23 protein-coding genes are annotated in these 22,206 nt (G+C 48.0%); 8 read left to right on the top strand and 15 right to left on the bottom strand.

The features are described from left to right. Nucleotides 1-5: 5 nt before the first annotated feature. Nucleotides 6-449 (bottom strand): Lrp/AsnC family transcriptional regulator, encoded by a 444-nt coding sequence (locus tag OOK74_RS06570; RefSeq protein ID WP_274721464.1) that lies wholly within the window; start codon nucleotides 447-449, stop codon nucleotides 6-8. Nucleotides 450-556: 107 nt separating this feature from the next. Between OOK74_RS06570 and OOK74_RS06565 the strand changes: the two genes are divergently transcribed. Further along, entirely contained in the window at nucleotides 557-1,141 is a 585-nt protein-coding gene (locus OOK74_RS06565) for a LysE family translocator (protein ID WP_274721465.1), read from the top strand. Between the two features lie 56 nt (nucleotides 1,142-1,197). On the opposite strand, the gene OOK74_RS06560 is transcribed toward OOK74_RS06565, so the two are convergent. Then, nucleotides 1,198-3,564: a YgiQ family radical SAM protein gene (locus tag OOK74_RS06560; protein ID WP_278182454.1), complete on the bottom strand. Its 2,367-nt coding sequence runs from the start codon at nucleotides 3,562-3,564 to the stop codon at nucleotides 1,198-1,200. 288 nt (nucleotides 3,565-3,852) lie between these two features. Here OOK74_RS06560 and OOK74_RS06555 point away from each other — a divergent pair, with 288 nt between their 5' ends. Next, nucleotides 3,853-4,536, top strand: a complete 684-nt coding sequence (locus tag OOK74_RS06555; RefSeq protein ID WP_274721467.1) for a hypothetical protein — start codon at nucleotides 3,853-3,855, stop codon at nucleotides 4,534-4,536. Between the two features lie 109 nt (nucleotides 4,537-4,645). Further along, nucleotides 4,646-4,846: a DUF4250 domain-containing protein gene (locus tag OOK74_RS06550; protein ID WP_274721468.1), complete on the top strand. Its 201-nt coding sequence runs from the start codon at nucleotides 4,646-4,648 to the stop codon at nucleotides 4,844-4,846. Between the two features lie 40 nt (nucleotides 4,847-4,886). Here the strand turns inward: OOK74_RS06550 and metR are convergent, their stop codons facing one another. Next, entirely contained in the window at nucleotides 4,887-5,798 is a 912-nt protein-coding gene (gene metR, locus OOK74_RS06545) for an HTH-type transcriptional regulator MetR (RefSeq protein ID WP_274721469.1), read from the bottom strand. Nucleotides 5,799-6,194: 396 nt separating this feature from the next. Between metR and metE the strand changes: the two genes are divergently transcribed. Continuing rightward, nucleotides 6,195-8,480, top strand: a complete 2,286-nt coding sequence (gene metE, locus OOK74_RS06540; RefSeq protein WP_274721470.1) for a 5-methyltetrahydropteroyltriglutamate--homocysteine S-methyltransferase — start codon at nucleotides 6,195-6,197, stop codon at nucleotides 8,478-8,480. A 104-nt stretch (nucleotides 8,481-8,584) separates the two neighbouring features. Here metE and OOK74_RS06535 read toward each other — a convergent pair whose 3' ends face one another. The 6 genes from OOK74_RS06535 to OOK74_RS06510 form a co-directional block, all read right to left on the bottom strand. Next, on the bottom strand, nucleotides 8,585-8,983 hold the full coding sequence (locus tag OOK74_RS06535; RefSeq protein ID WP_166014857.1) for a GspS/AspS pilotin family protein: 399 nt from the start codon (nucleotides 8,981-8,983) through the stop codon (nucleotides 8,585-8,587). Nucleotide 8,984: 1 nt separating this feature from the next. Continuing rightward, nucleotides 8,985-9,281: a YciI family protein gene (locus OOK74_RS06530; RefSeq protein ID WP_166014858.1), complete on the bottom strand. Its 297-nt coding sequence runs from the start codon at nucleotides 9,279-9,281 to the stop codon at nucleotides 8,985-8,987. Nucleotides 9,282-9,355: 74 nt separating this feature from the next. Then, nucleotides 9,356-9,775, bottom strand: coding sequence for an acyl-CoA thioester hydrolase YciA (yciA, locus tag OOK74_RS06525; protein WP_274721471.1), 420 nt, complete (start codon nucleotides 9,773-9,775; stop codon nucleotides 9,356-9,358). A 137-nt stretch (nucleotides 9,776-9,912) separates the two neighbouring features. After that, nucleotides 9,913-10,449, bottom strand: coding sequence for a septation protein A (locus tag OOK74_RS06520; RefSeq protein WP_274721472.1), 537 nt, complete (start codon nucleotides 10,447-10,449; stop codon nucleotides 9,913-9,915). Nucleotides 10,450-10,599: 150 nt separating this feature from the next. Next, entirely contained in the window at nucleotides 10,600-11,241 is a 642-nt protein-coding gene (locus OOK74_RS06515; RefSeq protein WP_274721473.1) for a YdcF family protein, read from the bottom strand. A gap of 132 nt (nucleotides 11,242-11,373) precedes the next feature. Then, nucleotides 11,374-11,607 (bottom strand): TIGR02647 family protein, encoded by a 234-nt coding sequence (locus OOK74_RS06510; protein ID WP_274721474.1) that lies wholly within the window; start codon nucleotides 11,605-11,607, stop codon nucleotides 11,374-11,376. A gap of 303 nt (nucleotides 11,608-11,910) precedes the next feature. On the opposite strand from OOK74_RS06510, the gene focA reads away from it, so the two are divergent. The 3 genes from focA to OOK74_RS06495 all read left to right on the top strand — a co-directional run bounded on the left by focA (nucleotide 11,911) and on the right by OOK74_RS06495 (nucleotide 14,546). Continuing rightward, nucleotides 11,911-12,753 carry a formate transporter FocA gene (gene focA, locus OOK74_RS06505; protein WP_274721475.1) on the top strand — a complete coding sequence of 281 codons (843 nt, stop codon included), beginning with the start codon at nucleotides 11,911-11,913 and terminating at the stop codon, nucleotides 12,751-12,753. 361 nt (nucleotides 12,754-13,114) lie between these two features. Then, a complete protein-coding gene (locus OOK74_RS06500) occupies nucleotides 13,115-14,020 on the top strand; it encodes a manganese-dependent inorganic pyrophosphatase (RefSeq protein ID WP_274721476.1) in 906 nt (301 codons plus the stop codon). Nucleotides 14,021-14,156: 136 nt separating this feature from the next. Next, nucleotides 14,157-14,546, top strand: coding sequence for a DUF2750 domain-containing protein (locus tag OOK74_RS06495; RefSeq protein WP_166014865.1), 390 nt, complete (start codon nucleotides 14,157-14,159; stop codon nucleotides 14,544-14,546). 107 nt (nucleotides 14,547-14,653) lie between these two features. Here OOK74_RS06495 and OOK74_RS06490 read toward each other — a convergent pair whose 3' ends face one another. Genes OOK74_RS06490 through OOK74_RS06470 form a run of 5 tightly spaced genes read right to left on the bottom strand, consistent with a single transcriptional unit; the run spans nucleotide 14,654 to nucleotide 19,892 of the window. Next, nucleotides 14,654-15,442, bottom strand: a complete 789-nt coding sequence (locus tag OOK74_RS06490; RefSeq protein ID WP_166014866.1) for a peptide ABC transporter ATP-binding protein — start codon at nucleotides 15,440-15,442, stop codon at nucleotides 14,654-14,656. Then, nucleotides 15,439-16,434: a peptide ABC transporter ATP-binding protein gene (locus OOK74_RS06485; RefSeq protein WP_274721477.1), complete on the bottom strand. Its 996-nt coding sequence runs from the start codon at nucleotides 16,432-16,434 to the stop codon at nucleotides 15,439-15,441. Before OOK74_RS06485 ends, OOK74_RS06490 begins: the two co-directional genes overlap by 4 nt. Beyond that, nucleotides 16,434-17,321 carry a putrescine export ABC transporter permease SapC gene (sapC, locus tag OOK74_RS06480; RefSeq protein ID WP_278182453.1) on the bottom strand — a complete coding sequence of 296 codons (888 nt, stop codon included), beginning with the start codon at nucleotides 17,319-17,321 and terminating at the stop codon, nucleotides 16,434-16,436. Before sapC ends, OOK74_RS06485 begins: the two co-directional genes overlap by 1 nt. Then, complete coding sequence (locus tag OOK74_RS06475; protein WP_278182452.1) at nucleotides 17,308-18,270, bottom strand: ABC transporter permease; 963 nt, start codon at nucleotides 18,268-18,270, stop codon at nucleotides 17,308-17,310. Before OOK74_RS06475 ends, sapC begins: the two co-directional genes overlap by 14 nt. Further along, nucleotides 18,270-19,892: an ABC transporter substrate-binding protein gene (locus OOK74_RS06470; RefSeq protein WP_274721480.1), complete on the bottom strand. Its 1,623-nt coding sequence runs from the start codon at nucleotides 19,890-19,892 to the stop codon at nucleotides 18,270-18,272. Before OOK74_RS06470 ends, OOK74_RS06475 begins: the two co-directional genes overlap by 1 nt. Before the next feature lie 370 nt (nucleotides 19,893-20,262). Between OOK74_RS06470 and OOK74_RS06465 the strand changes: the two genes are divergently transcribed. After that, nucleotides 20,263-20,859, top strand: a complete 597-nt coding sequence (locus OOK74_RS06465) for a DNA-3-methyladenine glycosylase I (RefSeq protein ID WP_406707936.1) — start codon at nucleotides 20,263-20,265, stop codon at nucleotides 20,857-20,859. An 84-nt stretch (nucleotides 20,860-20,943) separates the two neighbouring features. Here OOK74_RS06465 and OOK74_RS06460 read toward each other — a convergent pair whose 3' ends face one another. Next, complete coding sequence (locus tag OOK74_RS06460; RefSeq protein ID WP_274721482.1) at nucleotides 20,944-22,134, bottom strand: cystathionine beta-lyase; 1,191 nt, start codon at nucleotides 22,132-22,134, stop codon at nucleotides 20,944-20,946. Nucleotides 22,135-22,206 lie beyond the last annotated feature (72 nt).

The raw sequence follows: 22,206 nt of genomic DNA, 5'->3' as shown, positions 1-22,206 counted from the left end.
AGGGTCTATTGTCGCTCATCTTTCGGTGAATCCATCACGACCATAGTGGTGATCGATTTCACCACGGCACACTCGCCCAGCACATCGGCGTGAAAGCGTTTATAAGCTGGCAAATCTTGGCTTTCGACGCGCAGTAAATATTCGTTATTGCCCGTGATATTGTGGCATTCGACCACTTCTTGCGCAAAGCGGATATGTTGTTCAAAGCTGAGCTGTGATTGCTTGGTATGGCTATTTAAACCAATCGCAACATACGCGATAAAACCGATCTCAAGCTGAGTTTTATCCAATATCGCCCGATAACCTTTAATAACCTGTTTGCGTTCCAAATCTTGTACGCGTCTTAGCGTTGCTGATGGAGATAACCCGACCCGTTCGGCTAACTCGACATTCGAGATACGGCCATCTTGTTGTAGCTCGTGCAATATTCTTTGGTCAAATCGATCCATAATGATGTTTTATTGTGTGTTGAAGATTTTATTTGCTTATATAAGCACAATATTGCGTCAAAATACGATTATTATTTCTCAATATTAATTTGATTAACCGGATAACCATGGATCACGCTTTATTTGCGCCGCTCGTGGCGTTTGCTTTGGTTTCGACCATTTCACCAGGGCCGAACAATATTATGCTAATGACCTCTGGTGCCAATGTGGGCTTTTGGCGCACCATGCCGCATATGCTCGGAGTGACATTCGGCTTTAGTTTTATGGTGATACTGGTTGGGGTTGGCTTAACCGAACTGTTTCAGCGTTACCCATTGATGCAACAAGGGTTGCAGGTAGCTTGTACGGTATATTTGGTTTATTTGGCGATCAAAATTGCGCTCAGTCGCCCGAGTCAGCATGATCAGCAGTATCAACCGATGTCATTTGTGGCGGCGGTGTTGTTTCAGTGGGTCAATCCTAAAGGTTGGTCAATGGCGCTGACCGCGGTCAGTGTGTTTAACCCAAGCGCGAGTTGGTTGCAGCTAGGATTGATCGCTCTGGTGTTTATTTTGGTGAATATTCCTTCGGTCAGCCTCTGGACCGCGGCCGGTAAGCAGTTGAGCTACTGGATGAATCATCCGCGTTATGTGCGTTGGTTTAATGGTGCGATGGCGGGTTTGTTACTGCTGTCAGTGGTACCGATGTTCTGAACAGACCTCCCCCATGATGGGGGAGGGTAAAATAGGTAAGGTGCAATGAAATAGCACTAACGAGCACGTGGAGCTTGGCGCTGCGTATTGCCACGACTCGCAGGGCGACCAGAACCCGATGACTTACCACCGGTAGCGTTACCCCGTTGACCCGATTGGCCGCGGTTTTGTTCACCACGAGCCGATTTGCTTGCCGCAGGCTTATTCGCTGTCGGTCTGCTACCAGTGGCTTGATTGCCCGACGGTTTGCCCTGATGGGATTTATTACCACTGTTTGGACGACCTTGGCCTGCGGATTTGTTACCGCGTAGCGCATCAAACCCCGGCTGGCTCTGAGTATGTTTGGTCGCAAAACGGTTGGTTCCATGACGACCCGATTTGCGGCTTTGTGCTGGAGTGAGCGGCTCGCTATCTTTTTCTGGGATCAGGCACTCAGCACGATCGCCAATCAGATGGCGTTTACCCATGGCAATCAACGCTTCACGTAGCAGTGGCCAGTTAGCCGGATCATGGTAGCGCAGTAGTGCTTTATGCAAGCGGCGCTGCGCTTCGCCTTTCGCAACGGGCACCTTTTCCGGTTTCTTGTATTTTACCCGTTTCAGCGGGTTGACTTCCGAATGGTACATTGCGGTTGCATTACACATTGGCGATGGATAGAAGTTTTGTACCTGATCGCAGCGATAGTTGTTGGCTTTTAGCCACAGCGCCAAATTGAGCATGTCTTCATCTTCGGTTCCTGGGTGAGCGGCGATGAAGTAAGGGATCAGGTACTGTTTTTTGCCCGCTTCGGCACTGTATTTTTCAAACAGTTCTTTAAAGCGATCATAGGTACCCATGCCCGGTTTCATCATCATACTCAGAGGGCCTTGCTCGGTATGCTCAGGAGCAATCTTCAAATAGCCGCCCACGTGATGGGTCACCAATTCACGCACATACTCCGGTGATTCAATCGCTAAGTCATAGCGCACGCCAGAGGCGATCACCACTTTTTTAATCCCTTGTACGTTACGAGCCTCACGATACAGATCGATGGTGTGTCGATGGTCGGTATTGAGCTTATGACAGATGCCTGGGAATACACAGCTTGGACGACGACAGTTGGCTTCCGCTTTCGGATCCGAACAGCCAAGGCGATACATGTTAGCGGTAGGGCCACCTAAATCGGAAATCACCCCAGTAAAGCCCGGCACTTTATCGCGGATCTCTTTGAGTTCATTGATGATCGACTCTTGCGAGCGGTTTTGAATAATCCGCCCTTCATGCTCAGTGATCGAGCAGAATGAACAGCCACCAAAACAGCCACGCATAATGTTGACTGAGGTTTTGATCATGTCGTAAGCCGGGATCTTGGCATCACCATATTTCGGGTGTGGCACACGGGCGTAGTACAGACCAAACACGTAATCCATCTCTTCGGTGGTGAGCGGGATCGGTGCTGAGTTTACCCACAGTTCACGGTCGCCATGACGCTGCACCAGCGCGCGTCCCGAATACGGGTTGGTTTCTAAATGCAACACTCGGCTAGCGTGGGCGTACAAAATGCGGTCATTGACCAATTTTTCAAACGAAGGCAGACGGACCGCGGTGGTTTTGCAATCGTGGCGAGATGGGCGCACCGTGATCGGTTGGGCGGCTTGATCATCATTTTTGGTCGCACACTGGGTTTCCACTTCGTACGGATTGGTCGGGATAAACGGCTTGTTTGGCTGATCAATACGCGTGGAGTCGATAATTTTAAAATGGGCTGGCACTTGAGTCAGATTGACTGCGGTACCGCGGACATTGGTCATCTGTTGAATAGTTTCACCATTGGCTAGCCGGTGAGCCACTTCGATCAAGGCACGTTCTGCGTTACCAAACAGCAGAATATCGGCTTTAGCATCAAACAGCACCGAGCGGCGCACTTTATCCGACCAGTAGTCGTAATGGGCGACACGGCGCAAACTGGCTTCAATACCACCCAGAACAATTGGTACATCTTTATAAGCTTCACGGCAGCGTTGTGAATACACCAGCGAGCAACGATCTGGGCGCACACCGCCTTTATTATTTGGTGTGTAGGCATCGTCATGGCGAATTTTTTTATCCGCGGTATAGCGGTTAATCATCGAGTCCATATTGCCCGCCGTAACGCCGAAAAATAGATTCGGTTTACCGAGCGCCATAAAAGCGTCTTTGGTTTGCCAGTGTGGCTGAGCAATAATTCCAACCCGAAAACCTTGCGCTTCTAATAAACGGCCGATAATCGCCATGCCAAAGCTAGGATGATCGACATAAGCATCGCCGGTTACAATGATAATGTCACAGCTATCCCAGCCCAACTGATCCATTTCCTCACGACTGGTCGGTAAGAATGGCGCGGTGCCGAAGCATTCGGCCCAGTATTTTTTGTAGTGGTGGATAGGGGTGATTTCGCTGTGCATATGGCCGCCTCAAGATTAAGAGGGCGGCATTATAGCGGCTTGCCCGCTGACTATCTAGCGCAACATTCTCCATACAAATAGCCAGGTTTTTATCTCAGTTGACTGCAGCGGTGTTGACTACGTTGGTTCACCTCAAGCACATAATTTGTCTATGCTCATGGGGATGAACTCGCTTGCAGTCTACCTGCAACTCCAAGTTGTTTGGGTATCTATAGGTAACGATGCTTGGGGTTCTTGGCATAGGTTTGCTATTATCGGCGACCTGTTTCGCTGTCTGATTGGCCTACTATGCTTGATTCTTTACTCTCCGTACTCGCCCCAATGCTGTTGGGGGCTCAAATCATAATGACTTTAGTGTTGGTGAAGGGCGAAATTTGCCCCGGTCAACGTGGTCGGCTGCATAAATTGTTGCCTGCGCTGCTCGCATTATGGTTGGCGATGGCATCACTCAACCTTGTCGCTTTATTGGTGGCGTTGACGCTATTTTATTTTTATTCACAAGTACAAACGCAAAAAACTCGTGAACAAGGCCCGTTGTGGGTTCTTTATTTCACCAATGGTTTCGCGCTGGTCTATGTGTTGATGTTGGCGAGTCAAGCGCCAGTCTGGTCTGCATCGCTGATGGTATTAGTATCGGTTGCTTTGCTCGGAGCGTTATTTGCCCATCTGTTATTAAGCCTGGCTCGTTCACGCTTACAAGCATTCCAGCGTATTTTACCTGTGGTTGGAGTGCTCGCGGCCATGCTGATCGCACTGTGTATTTTGCCGTATATACATGGGTTAGATGAAAACCAGATCGGCAGATTAGTGCAGCCAATCTTGCTAAATTTAGCGGCATTGATCATCGGTTGTGTAGTGTGGTGCTGGCATTTACTGTCTGCGGCTAGCGCCAATAAATGGCAATTAGCTGCTGCACTGTGTTTGCTGTTGAAGGCGACGAGTGGTTTGCACGCGCTCTATTTTCTGGTTTAAGCGTCTGCCGTGCGTAGGTTTGTGTGATCACTTTCCGTTGTCCCAATAGCGACTATGCTTAATGGGGGGCGGAAACGCTGAGTGAAAATATTCAATCAGGAGTGATGTGATGGATCTGAGTAACCTACGCAATATTAATAGTGTGATTTTATTGGGCATCGTCAACGAAAAGCTGCGCTTAGAGTGTGCCAGTTTGGATGAATTGATCAGTACTTATGAAATGGATATGCAACATTTGGTGGGCAAGTTCGACGGGCTTGGCTACCAATACGATCCATCGTCTAATCAATTCAAATCCTACCCGCACTAGGCTGGTTATACACGAGGCTTGCTATACACAAGATTTGTTATCAAGCCATCTTGATCCCCTCAAGATGGCTTTTGCATTGCTGGCGTGCAGTGGCAAAAAAAGCTTGTAGATAATGCTTGTCTTTTTCACTGTGGCGAATTGCTGCAAATAACCGTCGCCACAAGCCGCGACCCAGCGGCTTACTAGTGATCAAACCTTGGCGTGAAAACTCACTGATCGCCCAATTAGGCAGGGCGGCGACGCCTAAACCGGCAGAAACCATTTGTACTAGCATCAAGGTGTTGTCCGCTTGCTTCCAACGTGCAGGTTCAATTCCGGCTGGCTGTAAAAAGTGTTTGACCACATCTAAGCGCTGTTTTTGGACTGGGTAGGTGAGCATGGTTTGGTTGGCCAAATCTTGTGGCTCAATTACCGCTTTATCAGCCAACGGGTGAGCAGTGCCGGTGATCAGGCGCATTTCAAAATCAAACAACGGCTCATAGTGAATTTCAGAACGCGGCAAAATATCGGAAGTGATCAACAAATCCAACTCACCGCTTAACAATGCTGGCAGTGGCTCAAAGCCGAAGCCGGAAGAAAAATCCAACGCGACACTCGGCCAGTGAGACTGATATTCACGCAGCGCTGGCATCAACCACTGAAAGCACGAATGGCATTCAATCGCCATGTGTAGGCGACCATGCACATCCTCTTTCAGGCTGGCGAGATCATGCTCGGCACGCGTCATCTTGGGTAGCACATCAGCGGCTAAGCGCAGCAGTATTTCCCCTTCCGCGGTAAAGCGTACAGGGCGGGTTTTACGTAAAAACAGTTGGCCACCGATGCGCGCTTCCAAATCTTTAATTTGATGGGAGAGGGCAGACTGGGTGAGATGCAGCGCGGTTGCTGTCGCGGTCAGCGATCCGGTTTCACGTAACGTCAGCAGCGTTTTTAAATGTTTCAGCTCTATCATGAGTCGTTCTCATCGTTCCCTAAGCTCATTGGGCATGTTGGCAATACCCTTGCTACTTGAAGTTGCAGCGGTGTTGGCTGCGTTCGCTCACCCCAATCACATAGTTTGCCTATGCTCATCGGGACTCACTTATCGCCTACCTGCAACTCCAAGTTGTTTAGGTATAAGTTACGCTGATCAAATAGAGGTGTAAACATCCAGATGGCTAAATATTTTAAGATAAACTAATCATTAATCTGCTTAACATGAAAATTTCTAATCAAGAACTTGAAGAAATGGACCTTGTTCTGTCGCGCTGAATATTTGATATTTTAGCCATCCAGACATCTTTTGGTGTACTGAATCAACCATCAACCATAGAACTTGAACGATCTTGATTATTGAGAAGGATTTTTTATGACCACGACACATATTCTTGGCTATCCGCGAATTGGCACACACCGTGAACTGAAATTTGCGCTGGAGCAGTACTGGCGTGGCGAGATTGATCAGGCCGCATTACAGCAAGTGGGTAGCCACATTCGTCAACAAAACTGGGCAGTGCAAAAAGAGGCCGGACTGGATTTTGTGAGCGTCGGTGATTTTGCTTGGTATGACCATGTGCTAACCACCAGCTTATTGCTTGGCCATGTGCCTAAGCGCCACCGCCACGGTTTCCCCGATTTAGATACTCTGTTTCGGATCGGGCGTGGCCAGTCACATCATGCTTGTGGCTGTAGCGCGAACAGTGCCGCGGCGGATATGACCAAATGGTTTAATACTAACTATCACTATATTGTGCCGGAATTCAGCGCCGACGACAGCTTTAACCTCAGTTGGCCACAGCTGTTTGAAGAGATCAATCAAGCTCAGCAAGCGGGGCATCAGGTAAAGCCCGTGCTGCTTGGCCCGATCAGTTATCTGTATTTGGGTAAAGAAGTCGAAGAGGGATTTGATCGCTTAACACTGCTACCGCGCCTTTTGAGTGCTTATCAAGCCATTTTGGCTAAATTGGCCAAACAGGGAGTGCCGTGGGTACAGATTGATGAACCGATTTTAGCACTAGAGCTGAAGCCTCACTGGCAAGAGGCGTTTAAATTGGCTTATCAAGTGCTGCGTGGCGAAGTCAAACTGCTGTTAACCACCTATTTTGATTCGGTATTGGATACGCTCGATAAGATTGTGACCTTGCCGGTGGATGGTTTACATGTTGATATTTCTGCTGCGCCAGATCAACTCGATCAGATTGTTCAGTGTTTGCCTGCGCATTGGGTACTTTCCGCTGGGGTGATCAATGGGCGTAATGTATGGCGAGCCGATCTCAGCGCACTCCTTGCGCGGTTGCAGCCAGTACAAGCGCAACTGGGTGAGCGGTTATGGATCGCCAGTTCTTGCTCACTGTTACACAGTCCGGTTGATCTGCAGTTAGAAACGCAATTGAGCGCAGAAGCCCATAGCTGGTTTGCCTTTGCCAAACAAAAAGTCAGCGAAGTTGCGCTGCTTGGGCGTGCGCTGCAAGGTGATGCCGATGCCATTTTGGCGTGTGAGACTTATAGTCAGCCGATTGTGGCGCGGCGATCTTCACCAACCGTGCATAAAGCCTCGGTACAAGCTCGGTTGAATACCATCACTGCCGCTTTGGCTGAGCGCAGTGCACCGTATGCTCAACGAGCGCATCATCAGGCTCAAGTGTTAGGTTTGCCTCTGTTACCAACCACCACCATCGGATCATTTCCACAAACCACGCAGATCCGCACTGAGCGTAGTGCCTATCGGCAAGGCAAATTGAGTGAGGAGCAGTATGTGCAAGCCTTGCAGGGGCATATTGCTGATGCGGTGCAACGTCAAGAAGCGCTTGGGTTAGATGTGCTGGTACACGGCGAAGCGGAGCGCAATGATATGGTGGAATATTTTGCTGAGCATCTGGCCGGCTTTCAAACCACACAATTTGGTTGGGTGCAGAGTTACGGCTCACGCTGTGTTAAACCCGCGATTGTGGTGGCGGATATTGAGCGTGAACAACCGATCACGGTGCAGTGGTCGTGTTATGCACAATCACTGACGGCAAAACAGATGAAAGGCATGTTAACTGGGCCGGTCACTATCCTGTGCTGGACTTTCCCACGCGAAGATATTGCTCGCCAAACCATTGCCCAGCAATTGGCGCTAGCGCTGCGTGATGAAGTGAGTGATCTGCAAAATGCGCAGATCAATATTATCCAAATTGATGAACCTGCGATCCGAGAAGGGCTACCGTTGAAAAAACGCGATCATCAGCAGTATTTAGACTGGGCGGTGCAAGCGTTTAAGATTGCCGCAGGCAGTGCGCGTCCAGAAACACAAATCCACACCCATATGTGCTATAGCGAGTTCAATCACATCATCGAATCGGTAGCAGCGTTGGATGCGGACGTGATCACCATTGAAACCTCGCGTTCGAATATGGAACTGCTTAAAGCGTTTGAAGCGTTTAACTACCCAAATGCGATTGGACCTGGGGTGTATGACATTCACTCGCCGAATATTCCAACCCAAGCGTGGATTGAGCAGTTACTTGGTAAGGCTGCGCAAAAAATTCCCGTCGAGCGGTTGTGGGTTAACCCTGATTGCGGCTTGAAAACGCGCAGTTGGCCAGAAGTTGAGGCGGCACTGAGCAATATGGTTAACGCCGCACAAGCGCTGCGTGAGCAATGGGTCGCTTAACGCTAGCACCTATACCAATCAATAAGGCCTCGTACAGAGGCCTTGATGCAAAGGGTAATCGAGTTGTTGCGGTCGACGAACCCGTGATGACTTAATGCTGGCGGTTAGCGCTTAGCACAGAATTCTTTCGTCACCCACTGATCGGCCATCAACTGGCCACGAGAGTTGCGCATTTGAATACGATAACTAAGACCGACATCGAGGTTGGAACGGGTGTCGTTATTGGTACAGAAGCGATTGAGTGCGTGGTTTAACACTTGCTCGGTCGGCTTAGCATCGATCGCGTCATCATTGTAGACCATGACCAATTCAATACTGGTGCCTTTAGCGGTTGCGCGCAGAATATTCAGCGGGCCAGCTTCCAGCGGCAGCTTAGTTGCGAGTAAACTCGCGCGATTGCCCGCCAGTAGTTCAAGGTTACGTTGCTTATCGGCTGCACCAGAGCTGCAACCTGCGAGGATCAGCGTCGATGCTAGCACGCTGCACAGAACAATTTTTTTCATATCAGAATACTTTTTTGAAAGGTTTCACCGTCACGTGGGCGTAAACGCCTGCAGTAACATAAGGGTCGGCATCCGCCCAAGCTTGCGCTGCGGCTAATGACGCAAATTCTGCAATCACGGTCGAGCCAGTAAAACCTGCTTGACCAGGGTCTTGGGCATCAATCGCGGGCATCGGACCTGCGGTGAGTAGGCGACCTTCGTCTTGCAACTGTTGTAAACGCGCCAGATGTTGTGGGCGCACACTAAGGCGTTTTGCTAATGAATGCTCGACATCCTGTGCAAAAATCACATACCACATAATTCGTTATTCCTTATCGATAAGCCAAACGCAAAACCACAATTTTACGCAACTGCTTTGCTAAACACAGCCGGTTAACACGATTTCTGTGATCCGCCATGAAGGCTTATTTCTCTGGGACGGCCATTCGCATCGATCGCCACGTAGTTGAAGGTTGCTTCACAAACTTGGAAACGTTCGCCAATACCATCTTCTTTAACTGGTTTTACCCAAACTTCAAGATTAATGGTCATCGAGGTGCGGCCAATTTTGATGCAGTCACCGTAGCAACATACCACATCACCCACGGTGACCGGTTTTTTAAATGTGATACTGGAGACCGAAACCGTCACAATCCGGCCACAGGAGATCTCTTTGGCCAAAATGCCTCCAGCCAAATCGAGCTGAGACATGATCCAACCACCGAAAATGTCACCGTTGGCGTTGGTGTCGGCTGGCATGGCGAGAGTGCGCAGCAAAAGCTGGCCTTTGGGGGTGTTCACACTTTGATCCATTTGGTTATCCATTGCAAATCAAACAACGACCGAATTAGGTCGCTGTGGGTGAGAGGGGATTATAACCATAATTTGTAGGCGGAAGTACCCCTTAGCACCATTTGTAATAAACCATTTACCTTCTCTATGCCGTGCGTTTATTGCTCAGGCTGCTGGGCTAGCTGTTTATAGATATAACCCCCGGTGAGCAGGGTAAACAGCAGAGTGGCGATCAGTAAGCCAAACACTTTAAAATTGACCCATACATCCAACGGGAGTTGGTAAGCGATGTATAAATTAAGGGCGGCGCACAGACTGAAAAAGCTTACCCATGCCCAGTTAATGGTAGCCCATGCACGGTCTGGTAAGCGAAGCTCTTGGCCAAGCATGGTTTTGATTGCGGATTTGCCGATCAGATGGCTGATGGTTAAACCGAGGGCAAATACCACATAAACAATGGTGACTTTCCATTTGATAAAGTTGTCATCGTGCAGCGCTAAGGTCATGCCACCAAATAGCGCGACCATGACACCGGTGATCAACTGGATTTTTTCAACTTTCTTATAAATGGCATAGGTGATCAGCAGTTGCAGTGCGCTGGCGATGATCAAAGCCGCCGTGGCTGCATATATATCGTACAGCTTATACAAGGCAAAGAAGATGATCAGCGGGATAAAATCAAGCAGTTGTTTCATGAAGCTAGCGTCCAGTTAGGTGAGAAACTACAGTCTAACCAAAGTTTAGCCTCAGCAAAATAGGCGTGTGATGCGACGTGTTGGTCAACATTGTTGACGGCTATTGGTTACTTGAGATGTCAGCCATTCAAGCGGTAGGGTCAAGTTTGATTATTCAGCGTTGATTTTAAATGGCAACAGGGCTTGGTAGGCTTGCATGACTTGGGGCGAAATCGGCTGCTCGATTTGAAAACCTAAGACCGGATAGTCACGGATCCGCTCAAAATCCTCCAGCATGGCACTTAGCACCACATCACTGGTCAGTTCGTGGGTTAAATAGTCAAAAAAGCTTGTCGCGCTTGAGCTGACCTGCACACTATCAACCGGGTCTGGCCATTGCTGCATAAAAGTGGCATAAGCACGTCTTTCCATATACGGCTTGTGGAGCAATAAAATTCGTTTGGCGGGCTGTGATCGCTCGACTAATAATTGATGGCTAAAACGGATATTTTCACCACTGTTCGTAGATTGGGTTTCCAGCAATATAGCATGCGCTGGTACGCCAGCATCTTTGGCTATCGCGGCAAAGAGTTGCGCTTCTGGTTCGGAGAATACCCCTTGAGTAAAGCGGCCATAGCCACCGGAAAACAGCAGACATGGCGCTAGGCCTTGGTGATAGAGTTTGGCGGCATGTTCGGCAACGCGCAGATCATTACTGCCCAGCACAACGATCACATCGGCAGGCTCAATCGATTGATGCAGCTGCAAATAGTGCCATAGGATTTCAATCTGCTGATACAGTGGTTTACGCATGACGGCTTCTATCCTCCAAGCTGGGCAATAAGTGCTAATCGACGATAGTGGATAGTCGATTATCTCGTCAACCAGATGCAACAAACACAATGAGCGCATTCAGCGCTCATTAACAAACGGATTAGCGAGAGACTAAGCGTTTAATACGCGTAGGACTCGTTCAGCGTATTGGGCCATTTCGATCCCTTCGTCAGTTAGATAGCCACCATCGATTTGAGTGCATAACCCTTTGTTATACAAACGTACGACTGCGGTTTGCATCGCTTCAGAAGCATCGTTGCGGACTTTTATCCCTGTTGCTGCACTACTTAAATCAAATTGCAGCAGTAAATTAAGCTCATCGATATGCAGCGGAGTAAATTTCATAAGCGTTACCTTTTTAAGCGATTATTGCCGCAACAATAGGTTGCCGAGCAGCAAGCTGCAACATTGAGTAAGCAGAACTGTTAGCTGTACCCGATCTGGCGTTTTTTTCAGCACCTGATGCCATTTCTTTGCTACATCATGCCATTAAGATAAGCCGAATGGCTGGTCACCAACTGTGCTTGAATTGCAGAAAATTAAACCAAGCAAGATTTTGATTGAACATCGTAAATAGCCCTTGAATTAAAAAGGAAATAGAGCGATTATCCCGACCCTCTTTTGTTTGTGTTAAATTATCATCGTCCCATGAACCATAGCCAATTCGATTCTTTTCTGCCTCCGCAAATGGCCGAGCGTGCTGCCAATATCGGTGTCGAGAAAGCCAAAAAACCTGCGTATAAATCTTTTCTACTAGCCATTGCTGCTGGTATCCATATCGGTATTGCATTCGTGTTTTACACCTTAGTCACAACCGGTGGATACGATATGCCTTACGGTGTCACCAAATTACTCGGTGGGCTTGCTTTTAGCCTAGGGCTAATTTTGGTGGTGGTGACCGGCGGTGAACTGTTCACCAGTTCAGTGCTGATTTTAGTGGCCAAAGCGAGTGGTAAAATCTCGTGGAAGCAACTGGCCCGTAACTGGACAGTCGTCTATTTAGGTAATCTGTGTGGTGCGGTGATCTTAGTCATGATCATGCTCGCTACTCGTCAGTTTATGGAAGCGGGTGGTCAAGTTGGTTTAAATACCATGGCGATTGCTCAGCACAAATTGCATCACACATTTTTACAAGCTTTTGCATTGGGCCTGATGTGTAACATTTTGGTCTGTTTAGCGGTATGGATGACGTTTGGTGCGCGTTCACTGACCGATAAAGTTATGGTGATGATCCTGCCGGTGGCGATGTTTGTATCGTCAGGTTTTGAACACTGTATCGCTAACATGTTTCAGGTGCCGATGGCGATTGGCATTAAATACTTAGCGCCTGAAAGCTTTTGGGCGATGACGGGTGCCAATATTGCTAGTTATGCAGATTTGAATTTTGTTGATTTCATTATTAACAACTTGGTGCCTGTGACACTTGGCAACATTGTTGGTGGTGGCGTGTTTGTTGGTTTGTGGTACTGGCTGATTTATCTGAAAGATTGATCGATGGTATAAACTGACTTTTGTCACCCAAATCCCTGAGCTTGGCTTGGGGATTTTTTTAAGCCGATTTTGCGAATCGTGCTAGCGGAATGGTTTCGCGTTATCCACATTTTCTGTGGATAACTTGGGGTAAACGCCGTGAGTAACCTGAATCAACAAAATTATCTTAAAAATCTTGCACATTAGTTGTGCAGATGCATGTTGCTAGGGCGCTAGCTCGTCAAGCTTGTGATAAAATCCTCCCACGAACTCCCTCGATTGACGCCTGATAAATCTAACGAGATCTGGCGGTGGTTAACTCTGTTGTGGCATCAACCGGTAAGGCTATGCGCAACGACAAAAAGAAAAAGTAGGTAATAACATGATTTTAGTTGTAGGTCATAAGAATCCAGATAGTGACAGCATTTGCAGCGCATTAGTCGCCGCAGAGCTGTTGAAAGCCCGTGGTTTGGCGGCTAAAGCGGTACGCCAAGGAGAGATTAACCGTGAAACTCAGCACATTTTAAATGTGGCTGGCGTTGAACAGCCTGAGCTGTGCACTAGCGTGGCTGGTCAGCAGGTATGGCTGGTGGATTACAGCGATTTGGCTCAAGCTCCTGACGATCTTAACCAAGCTGAGATCTTGGGTATTGTTGATCACCATCGTTTGGGTGATGTGATGACTGTCAATCCGCTGGAAGCGTGGATTTGGCCGGTAGGTTGTACCAGCACTATCTTGTTCAACTTATTCAAGATGGAAAACACGCCGATCACCCGTCCATTGGCACTGCTGATGATGTCAGCGATTTTGTCTGATACTGTAGGTTTTGCCTCTCCAACTTGTACGCAAAAAGACCAAGATGCAGTTGCTGAATTGGCAGTCTTGGCAGGTGTGACGGATCTGGATGGCTTTATCAAAGCGCTGCTGATCGCCAAAACCGATATAGATGGTTTAAGCGCGGCACAACTGATTGAAAAAGATCTCAAAGCTTACCCATTCAATGGCCGCGATCTGGTGGTGGGCCAAATTGAGCTGGCAACCTTAGAGCAAGTCGCGGATATGATTGATGCGCTAGAAGCGGATCTGCAACGCCGTTGTGAGCAAGAGTCACTGGCGTTAGCTGCATTGATGCTGACCGATATCACCACCGCACAAACTCGTTTGCTGTTTAAAGGTGAGTGGGCTGAAAAGCTGACTAAACACCAACAAGATGGCGTGCTGATGATGGAAAACACCCTCAGCCGTAAAAAACAAGGTTGGCCTTGGCTGCAAACAGAGCTGGCGTGATCTTCGCTTCACGGTTAACATTTTACTAAAGTCACGCTCACGTCAGTTTGATGTGGGCGTTTTTTATTGCTGGGGGTAGGTGTTGGCCTGCCATTTTATCACTCACCAGAGTGGTTTATTTACATGGGGAAACCAAATGTCTAATCCATTAACCGCAGAGCAGATCGCGCTGATTAATCAATATGATCAAGAGCAGCGCTTTAATTACTGCTTAACAGAGATTGTTGCTCATCAGCAAGTGTGGATTTTAAAAGATGAGCATGGTTGTGTGATGCTCAATACTGATGAAGAAGATTGTGTTCCGGTATGGCCACAGCGCGAGTTTGCTCAAGCTTGGGCAACCGGTGAATGGGCGGAATGTAGCCCAGAAGCGATAGGGCTCAATAAATGGTTCAGCCGCTGGACTCAAGGTTTAGAGCAAGATGATTTGTCAGTGGTCGTCTTTCCTAATGATGATCAGGAAGGGGTGATTTTATTCCCGGATGAGTTTGATGTTGAGCTAAAAAAACGCGCTCATCGCCGCTAATGATTAGCAGACTTGAGCGATGTGGGCAGCCGTGCCGCATCGCTCATAATTCACGATTAACTTTGAGCAGTTAACGATTTAATCATTCACCGCTTAATCTTCTCTGCTTAATACTTAAACGTTGGCGCTTTGGTAAAGTGGCTTTCAATCATGCGCTGGGTGATCGGATGCTGTGGATCAGCCAACACTTCGTGGGTATTGCCCGATTCAACCACTTCACCTTCATGCATGACGATAATTTTGTCGGTAATGTGTTTGATCACGCCAATATGCTGTGACACATAGACAAACGACACCCCCATCTCTTCTTGTAGTTCCAAAAACAGATTGAGAATTTGTGAACGCATCGCCATATCCAAACCGTTTAACGCCTCATCGGCAATAATAATCGATGGCTGCAAAATCAGCGCACGGGCAAGACAAATCCGCTGTTTTTGCCCTGTAGCGAGCATCTGCGGGTAAAAATAGGCATGCTCAGGCAGTAAACCAACTCGTTGCAGGGTCTCTTTTACCCGACGCTGACGTGCTTCAGGAGGCATATTGGTGTTACGTTTCAGCGGCCCTTCTAAAATTGCGCCAATTTGTAGCCGTGGATTGAGTGAAGTGTTGGGATCTTGGAAAATCATCCGAATTAACTTACAGCGCGTCGCGTAATCTTTATGCTCTAATCGCTCGCCATTCACGCGGATTTCGCCACCGCTTGGCGCGACCATGCCGGCTAACATTCGGGCTAATGTGGATTTTCCTGAACCATTTTGTCCAATAAAACCAATGGTTTGTCCTGCTTCTAGCGTAAAGCTGACCGGTTTCACCGCGTGCTGGATTTGTTTGCGTAAAAAGCCAAAGCGAGTGACAAAGTCTTTATGCAGATCGATGACTTCTAACAGCGCACTCATTGTGGTGACTCCATATTGAGCGGGAAATGACAAGAAAACTTATGGTTTTTTATCCAGCGCGAATGGGGAACTTCGACGCATTGACGCTGTGCGTAAGGACAACGAGGCCCTAAACGGCAACCAATAGGTAAGTGTTGCAGTGGTGGAATCGATCCGGGCAGTGACTGAAATTTCTGCTTATGAGGGATCCAATCACTAAAATCGGGCATTGCTTTGAGTAGCGCCGCAGTATAAGGATGCTTGGGTTCGCTGACGAGTTTGGGCGTATCCGCTGATTCAACTGATTGACCGCAATACATCACTGTAATGCGATCCGCCCATTGAGTAATGGTGGTCAAGTCATGGCCGATCAATAAAATCGAGGTGCTGTTAACCTGATTCATGCGGCTCAATAAACGTAAAATTTGCGATTGGGTGATGGGGTCAACGTCGTTGGTTGGCTCATCGGCAATCAACAATTTAGGTTTAGCCGCAATTGCCATCGCAATCATCACTTTTTGACATTCACCATCAGTCAGCTCGTAAGGGTAACTGGACATAATGTCTTTGTGATCTTTAATCCCCACTTTGTGCAATAGGGCGATGGCCTGTTTTTTGCGCCAAGTAAAACGTTGCCACCAACGACCTTCAAAAGTGCGAAAGGGGATGGATTCAATTAACTGGTGACCGACTTCTTCGGAAGGATCGAGACAGGCTGACGGCTCTTGAAAAATCATCGCCACGTCTCGCGCAATCACGCGGCGGCGTTCACGCGGCGTCAGTTGCAGCAAATCAATATTACCCAGTCGCATCCGGTCGGCGGTAATACGCCAGTTTTCTTTGCAAATACCGACAATGGCTTTGGCGACTAAGCTTTTACCTGATCCGGACTCGCCGACCAAACCGCGAATCTCACCTTCATTCATGGTGAGGCTCATGCGATCCACCGCTTTAACCAGCCCTTGCGGCGTCTCAATTTCAATCGTCAGGTGACGAATATCAAGAATAGGCATTATTCGACTCCGGCATTGAGTGCTTGACGTATGCCATCACCCACTAGGTTAATCATCATGACCGTAAACATAATCGCTAAACCTGGCAGCATGACCGTCCACGGCGCGATATAGATCAGTTCAGCCGAATCGCCGAGCATCGCTCCCCATTCGGTACTGGGTGATTGTGCACCGAGTCCGAGGAAGCCAAGTGCGGTAATATCCAGAATTGCAATCGAAAGTGCCATGGTAATTTCAGCGACAATCACAGGCAGCACATTGGGTAAAATCGAATGCCAGAGCAGATAAAATTCATTGGCACCATCGAGGCGTGCTGCCATCACATAATCTTTCTCTATTTCATTGTGCACCGCAATATACACGGAACGGATAAAACGCGGGATCAGCGCAAGCCCAATCGCAAGTAGGATATTGAATTCACCAGCGCCGAGAAAAGCCACAAAAATGATCGCCAATAACAGTGAGGGGATCGACATGACGGTATCAAGTAGATGATTGAGTGTGCTAGACAGCAAACCGTTGGTCATACCCGCTAATGCGCCTATACCGCCGCCAATCAGAGTGGCAAGCAAAGTGATCAGCACCGCAGCACCGATACTGAGTAGTGAGCCGTCGATCAAACGCGAGAGAATATCACGCCCGAGATCATCAGTACCAAGGAAATAATCCACCGTCCCGCTGGGTTCCCATGAGGGGGGAAGTAGCAACACGCTGGAGTGTATTTGCGGATCATAGGGGGTAATCCAAGGTGACAAAACTGTGACTAGGGTGATTAACAGCAGTGACCATAAGCCAAACATTGCCAGATTGTTAGCGCGAAAGCTGCGCCAAAAGCGCTCGAACTGGGTTGGAATGAGCTCTTCTTGATAGATATTACCGTTTGACATACCACTCTTTCCTTACCAAAGGGTTAGCAACGGCGCCAATCAAATCGGATACAATATTTGCCGTTAATACCAACACGCTGACGACGATCACACCAGCTTGAATCGACATAAAATCACGATTGGCTAACGCATCGAGTAACCAACGTCCAATCCCTGGCCAATTGAAAATTGATTCGGTAATGATCACTAAGGTGAGCATACTTGAAAGCTGTACACCAAATTTAGGGATCATTGGAGGAATCGCATTACGTAATACATGCTGGGTGATGATTTTATAATTGGATAAGCCACGAATTTTCGCTACACGGATGTAGTTTTGGCTGATCACATCAGCCACCGAGGCGCGCATTTGCCCGATGACTTGGGTGGTCGGAGCCAAAGCCAGCACTAAACAGGGTAGGATCAAATGCTCGATTACACTTTGTAACGCTTGGCCGCGATAGGCCGATTTTGATAAAAAAGCATCAATCAGTGCAAAGCCAGTGACGGGTTCGATTTGGTACAGTAAGTCATAGCGTCCGGCCACTGGCAACACTTGGAAATTAAGGGAAAACACCATGATCATCATCAGCGCTAGCCAGACAAGCGGCGCTGAATAACCGGCCATCGAAATAAATGAAATGATGGTATCTAACCATTTGCCTTGCCGCACTCCTGCCAGTGTACCGACGGGAATACCGATCAGTAGCGACATAATAAAAGCGATGCTACACAGTTCCAGGGTTGCAGGGAACACTATGGTGAGTTCATTGATGATTGGCACGCCGGATTTGTTGAGCCCAAAATTGAGATCCATCAACTGCACCAAGTAGATTGACCAGCCTTGCCAAAAATGGAACAAATTCCAAGGTGAATGAGGATCCAATCTGGCGAGCTGATAACCGACTAGAGTTAATATCAGCAAGGTAATGATAAACAGATTAAATTTTCGTACCGTATAGACGAACATTATTCGGTTACCCTCTCAACGGTATTAAATGGCAGTACATTGAAGGGACTCAAATGTACTCCTGTGAGCGATTGATGATAGGCGATAAACGGTATGCCATGAGTGAGCGGAATGACCGGAAACTCTTGGTTGAGCAGATGTTGCGCCTGATGATAAAGGTTTAAGCGATAACGCGGGTTATTGGCTTCGCGAGCTAAGTCTAGTAGCTCATCGAAGTCGTCATTACACCACATTGCCACATTGAGTCCAGCTTGATTGGAATCGCATGAGAGCAAAGGGCGTAAAAAATTATCGGGATCGCCATTGTCTGCTGTCCAACCGGTTAAGAACAGGTCGATATTAGGCCGTTCACTTAATGCCTGATATTCCGAACGCTCTTCATTGATTAAGCGCAGCTTGATACCAATATCCGCCAAATTGGCTTGGATAAGCTCTGCCGTTTTACTCGGGCTCGGATTGTAGGCTTTTGGCGTCGGTGGGACGAGTAGCGTTAACTCCAATCCAGTCGCAAATCCGGCTTCGCGCAGTAACGCCAGCGCATAATTACGATCGTAACGAATTTGTACTGCATCTTGCTGGTAAGCCCACGAGGTGGGAGGCAAGATGGTAAAAGCGATACTGCCAGTACCGTAGTAGACGGAATCTAAAATATTTTGTCGATTGATGGCAAAATTCAGTGCTTTACGCACTCGGCTATCACGTAGCGCTGGATGTTGGGTCTTGACCGCAATAAAAGCCACATTCATGGCCGGAGTGGTGGTGAGGGTGATGGTTTGATTTTTTTCAATCGCAGGCAGATGGCTTGAAATCGGCGCTTGCAGCACATCGCATTCATTGCGCAGCAGTTTGGCCAGCATGCCAGTGCCACGCTGTGAAATATCAAACACCACTTGCTCAAGTTTGGCAACCCCATTCCAATAGCCTGTATGGCGTTTTAAACGAACCAAATCACGGGCGTGGTATTCGGCTAGATAAAATGGACCACTACCAACGGGTTGCGTATCCAATTGGTTTTTTTCATCATTAATGAGCAGTTGGTTAGCGTATTCTTGGGAGAGGATCACCGCATGGGTGGTGGCAATATTGGATAAAAAACTATTATCAGCATGGCGTAGAACAAACTTTACCGTTAGGTCATCGAGTGCAATAACATCCAGTAGTAGATCTTGAAAATCAATGCGTTGAAACCAAGGATACTGAACTTGATCTAGCGTGTGGTAAGGATGGCTAGGGTCGATAATTCGCTTAAAACTGAACACCACATCATCGGCATTGAGGGGACGTGTTGGTGTAAACCAAGCTGTGGTTTGAAATGTCACATCTGGGCGTAGCGTAAAGATATACTCAGTATGGCTGGGATTTACAGTCCATTGCTTGGCCAAGCTGGCTTTTGGCAAATGCGTATCGGGGTCAATAGTGAGTAAGGTATCATACAACTGCGGACTGAGCGCGTGTGAGGTAATATCGTTTTCTACCAATTGTGGGTTAAAGGTGCTTGGTGCACTTTCACCACAATAGACAAAACCGCTACTGTGAATGTCACGGTGATCGATGTTTTCTCCACAGCCAGCCAGCAAACTGGTGCTGCACAGTGCTAGGGTAAATCGTATAAATGCATTCATAGTGATTGGAGTCAGTCGCGAGGCGAGCGCTGTCAGCCTCAAAATCCGGTTAATCTACCATTGTTTTTAGGGCGAAACCAATTGAAAAGGCGCATTTGCTGCCGATTGCTCAATTGTATGGCAGTTATTTTCACGGCTGTTCAGCCAGTGTTTTCTGATCACGCCTCGACATTGATGATAGCTTAGAGCTGGCCATTGTGCGGCCTGACTTTGGTTAAATTCAGCTGAGCAGAGTGCATGAATCAATATCGCGCTGCGGTTAAGCGGTAAAGTTGTATTGTTGAGTGATAACACAAAGAGTGGTGGATTCTAGACGGATAAGTCAGCAGTGAAATCCATCGAATAATAGGATTAATCATGGAGAGCGATGATGAGTAGTGCGGAACCGATTTGTGCATGGGCAATTCACCACCCGTTAGAGCGTGCTTATCACGATCACGAGTGGGGGATTGCGGTCCATGATGATACGCAATTATTTGAGTTTCTCACCTTGGAAGGCGCACAGGCAGGGCTCAGTTGGCTGACGGTTTTGAAAAAGCGCGACAGTTATCGCCAAGCCTTTGCGGGTTATGATTTATCGTGTTTGGCTCAGTGTGATGAGAGCGATGTTGCCCCGATCATCGCCAATTTTGATGTCATCAAACATCGCGGCAAAATTGCCTCGGTATTTTCCAATGCGCAAGCCGCATTAGCTTTGCAGCAAGAGTTTGGCTCACTCGATGCGGCGTTATGGCAGTTTGTTGATGGCCAGCCAATCATCAACCATTGGCAGAGTATGCGTGAAGTGCCAACTTCAACCCCACAATCCAAAGCCATGAGTCAATTTCTCAAACAACGTGGTTTTAAGTTTGTCGGAGAAACCATTTGCTATGCCTTTATGCAGGCTTGCGGCTTGGTTAATGACCATTTGGTCAGTTGTCCGCAACATACGCGGGTAAGCCACCGTCAATCCCGCGGCAGTCAGTGAAAGTATTATTAGTGGAAAGTGTTATGAGTGAAAATATCAGCACTGATGCGGCTTAAGTGATATTTAAGCCGCATTATTGCTCGTTTATTGATTCAGGATCTGCTGGTAGCGAGTCAAACCTGCTTGCAAATCGGCGATCAAATCTTCGGGATCTTCGAGTCCGATATGCACACGGATCAAGGTGCCGGGCAGTTGTGGATCCGCCACTGAGCGCAATGAGGCAAAAGCGCTGGGTTCGTGCGCTAAAATCAAGCTTTCGAAGCCGCCCCACGAAAAGCCCATCCTAAAATGGTGCATACCATCGAGCAGTGCCGTGGTCGCTTGCGGATGAGTGGTTTTTAAAACAAACGAGAACAATCCGTTACTGCCTTGGAAATCTCGCTCAAAAAACGCATGTCCCGGACAGGTAGTCAATGCCGGATGGCGTACATGATCCACTGCTGGCTGTGCTTGTAACCATTTGGCAATTTGTAGGCTGTTCTGTTGATGTTGACGCATGCGCACATCCAGTGTGCGTAAGCCGCGCATCGCCATATACACATCATCTGGCGAGGCGTATTGTCCCATCAGATAACTGTGTTCTCGCAATTGCGCCCAGCATTTCTGATTGGCGACCGCCGTGCCGAGCATCACATCGGAGTGGCCAACAATGTATTTGGTCGCCGCTTGAATCGAAATATCCACCCCATGTTCAAACGGCGAAAATAATAGACCTGCTGCCCAAGTGTTATCTAGCATCACCACGATATCGTGCTGGTGAGCAATGCGCGCTAGTGTAGGAATATCTTGTACTTCCATGGTCAATGAACCCGGCGATTCAGTAAACAGCACTTTGGTATTGGGTTGGATCAGTTCACGGATCGCTTCGCCAATCATCGGGTGGTAGTAGGTGGTGCTGACCCCTAGTTTTTTGAGGACTTTTTCGCAAAAGTCGCGAGTTGGTTCGTAACAGGTATCGACCATCAAAATATGATCACCTTGAGCAACGAACGACAAAATCGCATTGCTGATCGCGGCGGCTCCACAAGGGTAGAGTGCACAACCGACACCGCCTTCGATTTCAACCATGGCTTCTTGAAAAGCAAAATGGGTAGTGGTGCCCCGACGGCCGTAAAATAAGCTGTGATTGGCACGATCTAAAGTGGCTTGATGTTTGTGCGCCACACTATCAAAGATCACGGTGGATGCGCGTTGTACGGGAGGATTGACCACGCCAAGCGTCCATTTTTTGTTACGTCCCGCATTGACGAGACGGGTTTTGTTTCCTTGTGACATCGGCTGTCCTTGTCTGATTTTATCAAAGATAATTTAAATTAGGCTCGTTCCATCGAATCGCAAGCCTAGGCG

The organism is Vibrio misgurnus (genome assembly GCF_029635775.1).
Lineage (GTDB): Bacteria > Pseudomonadota > Gammaproteobacteria > Enterobacterales > Vibrionaceae > Vibrio > Vibrio chanodichtyis.
The sequence above is the reverse complement of the archived record's forward strand: the minus strand, read 5'-3'. Positions and strand labels throughout refer to the sequence as shown.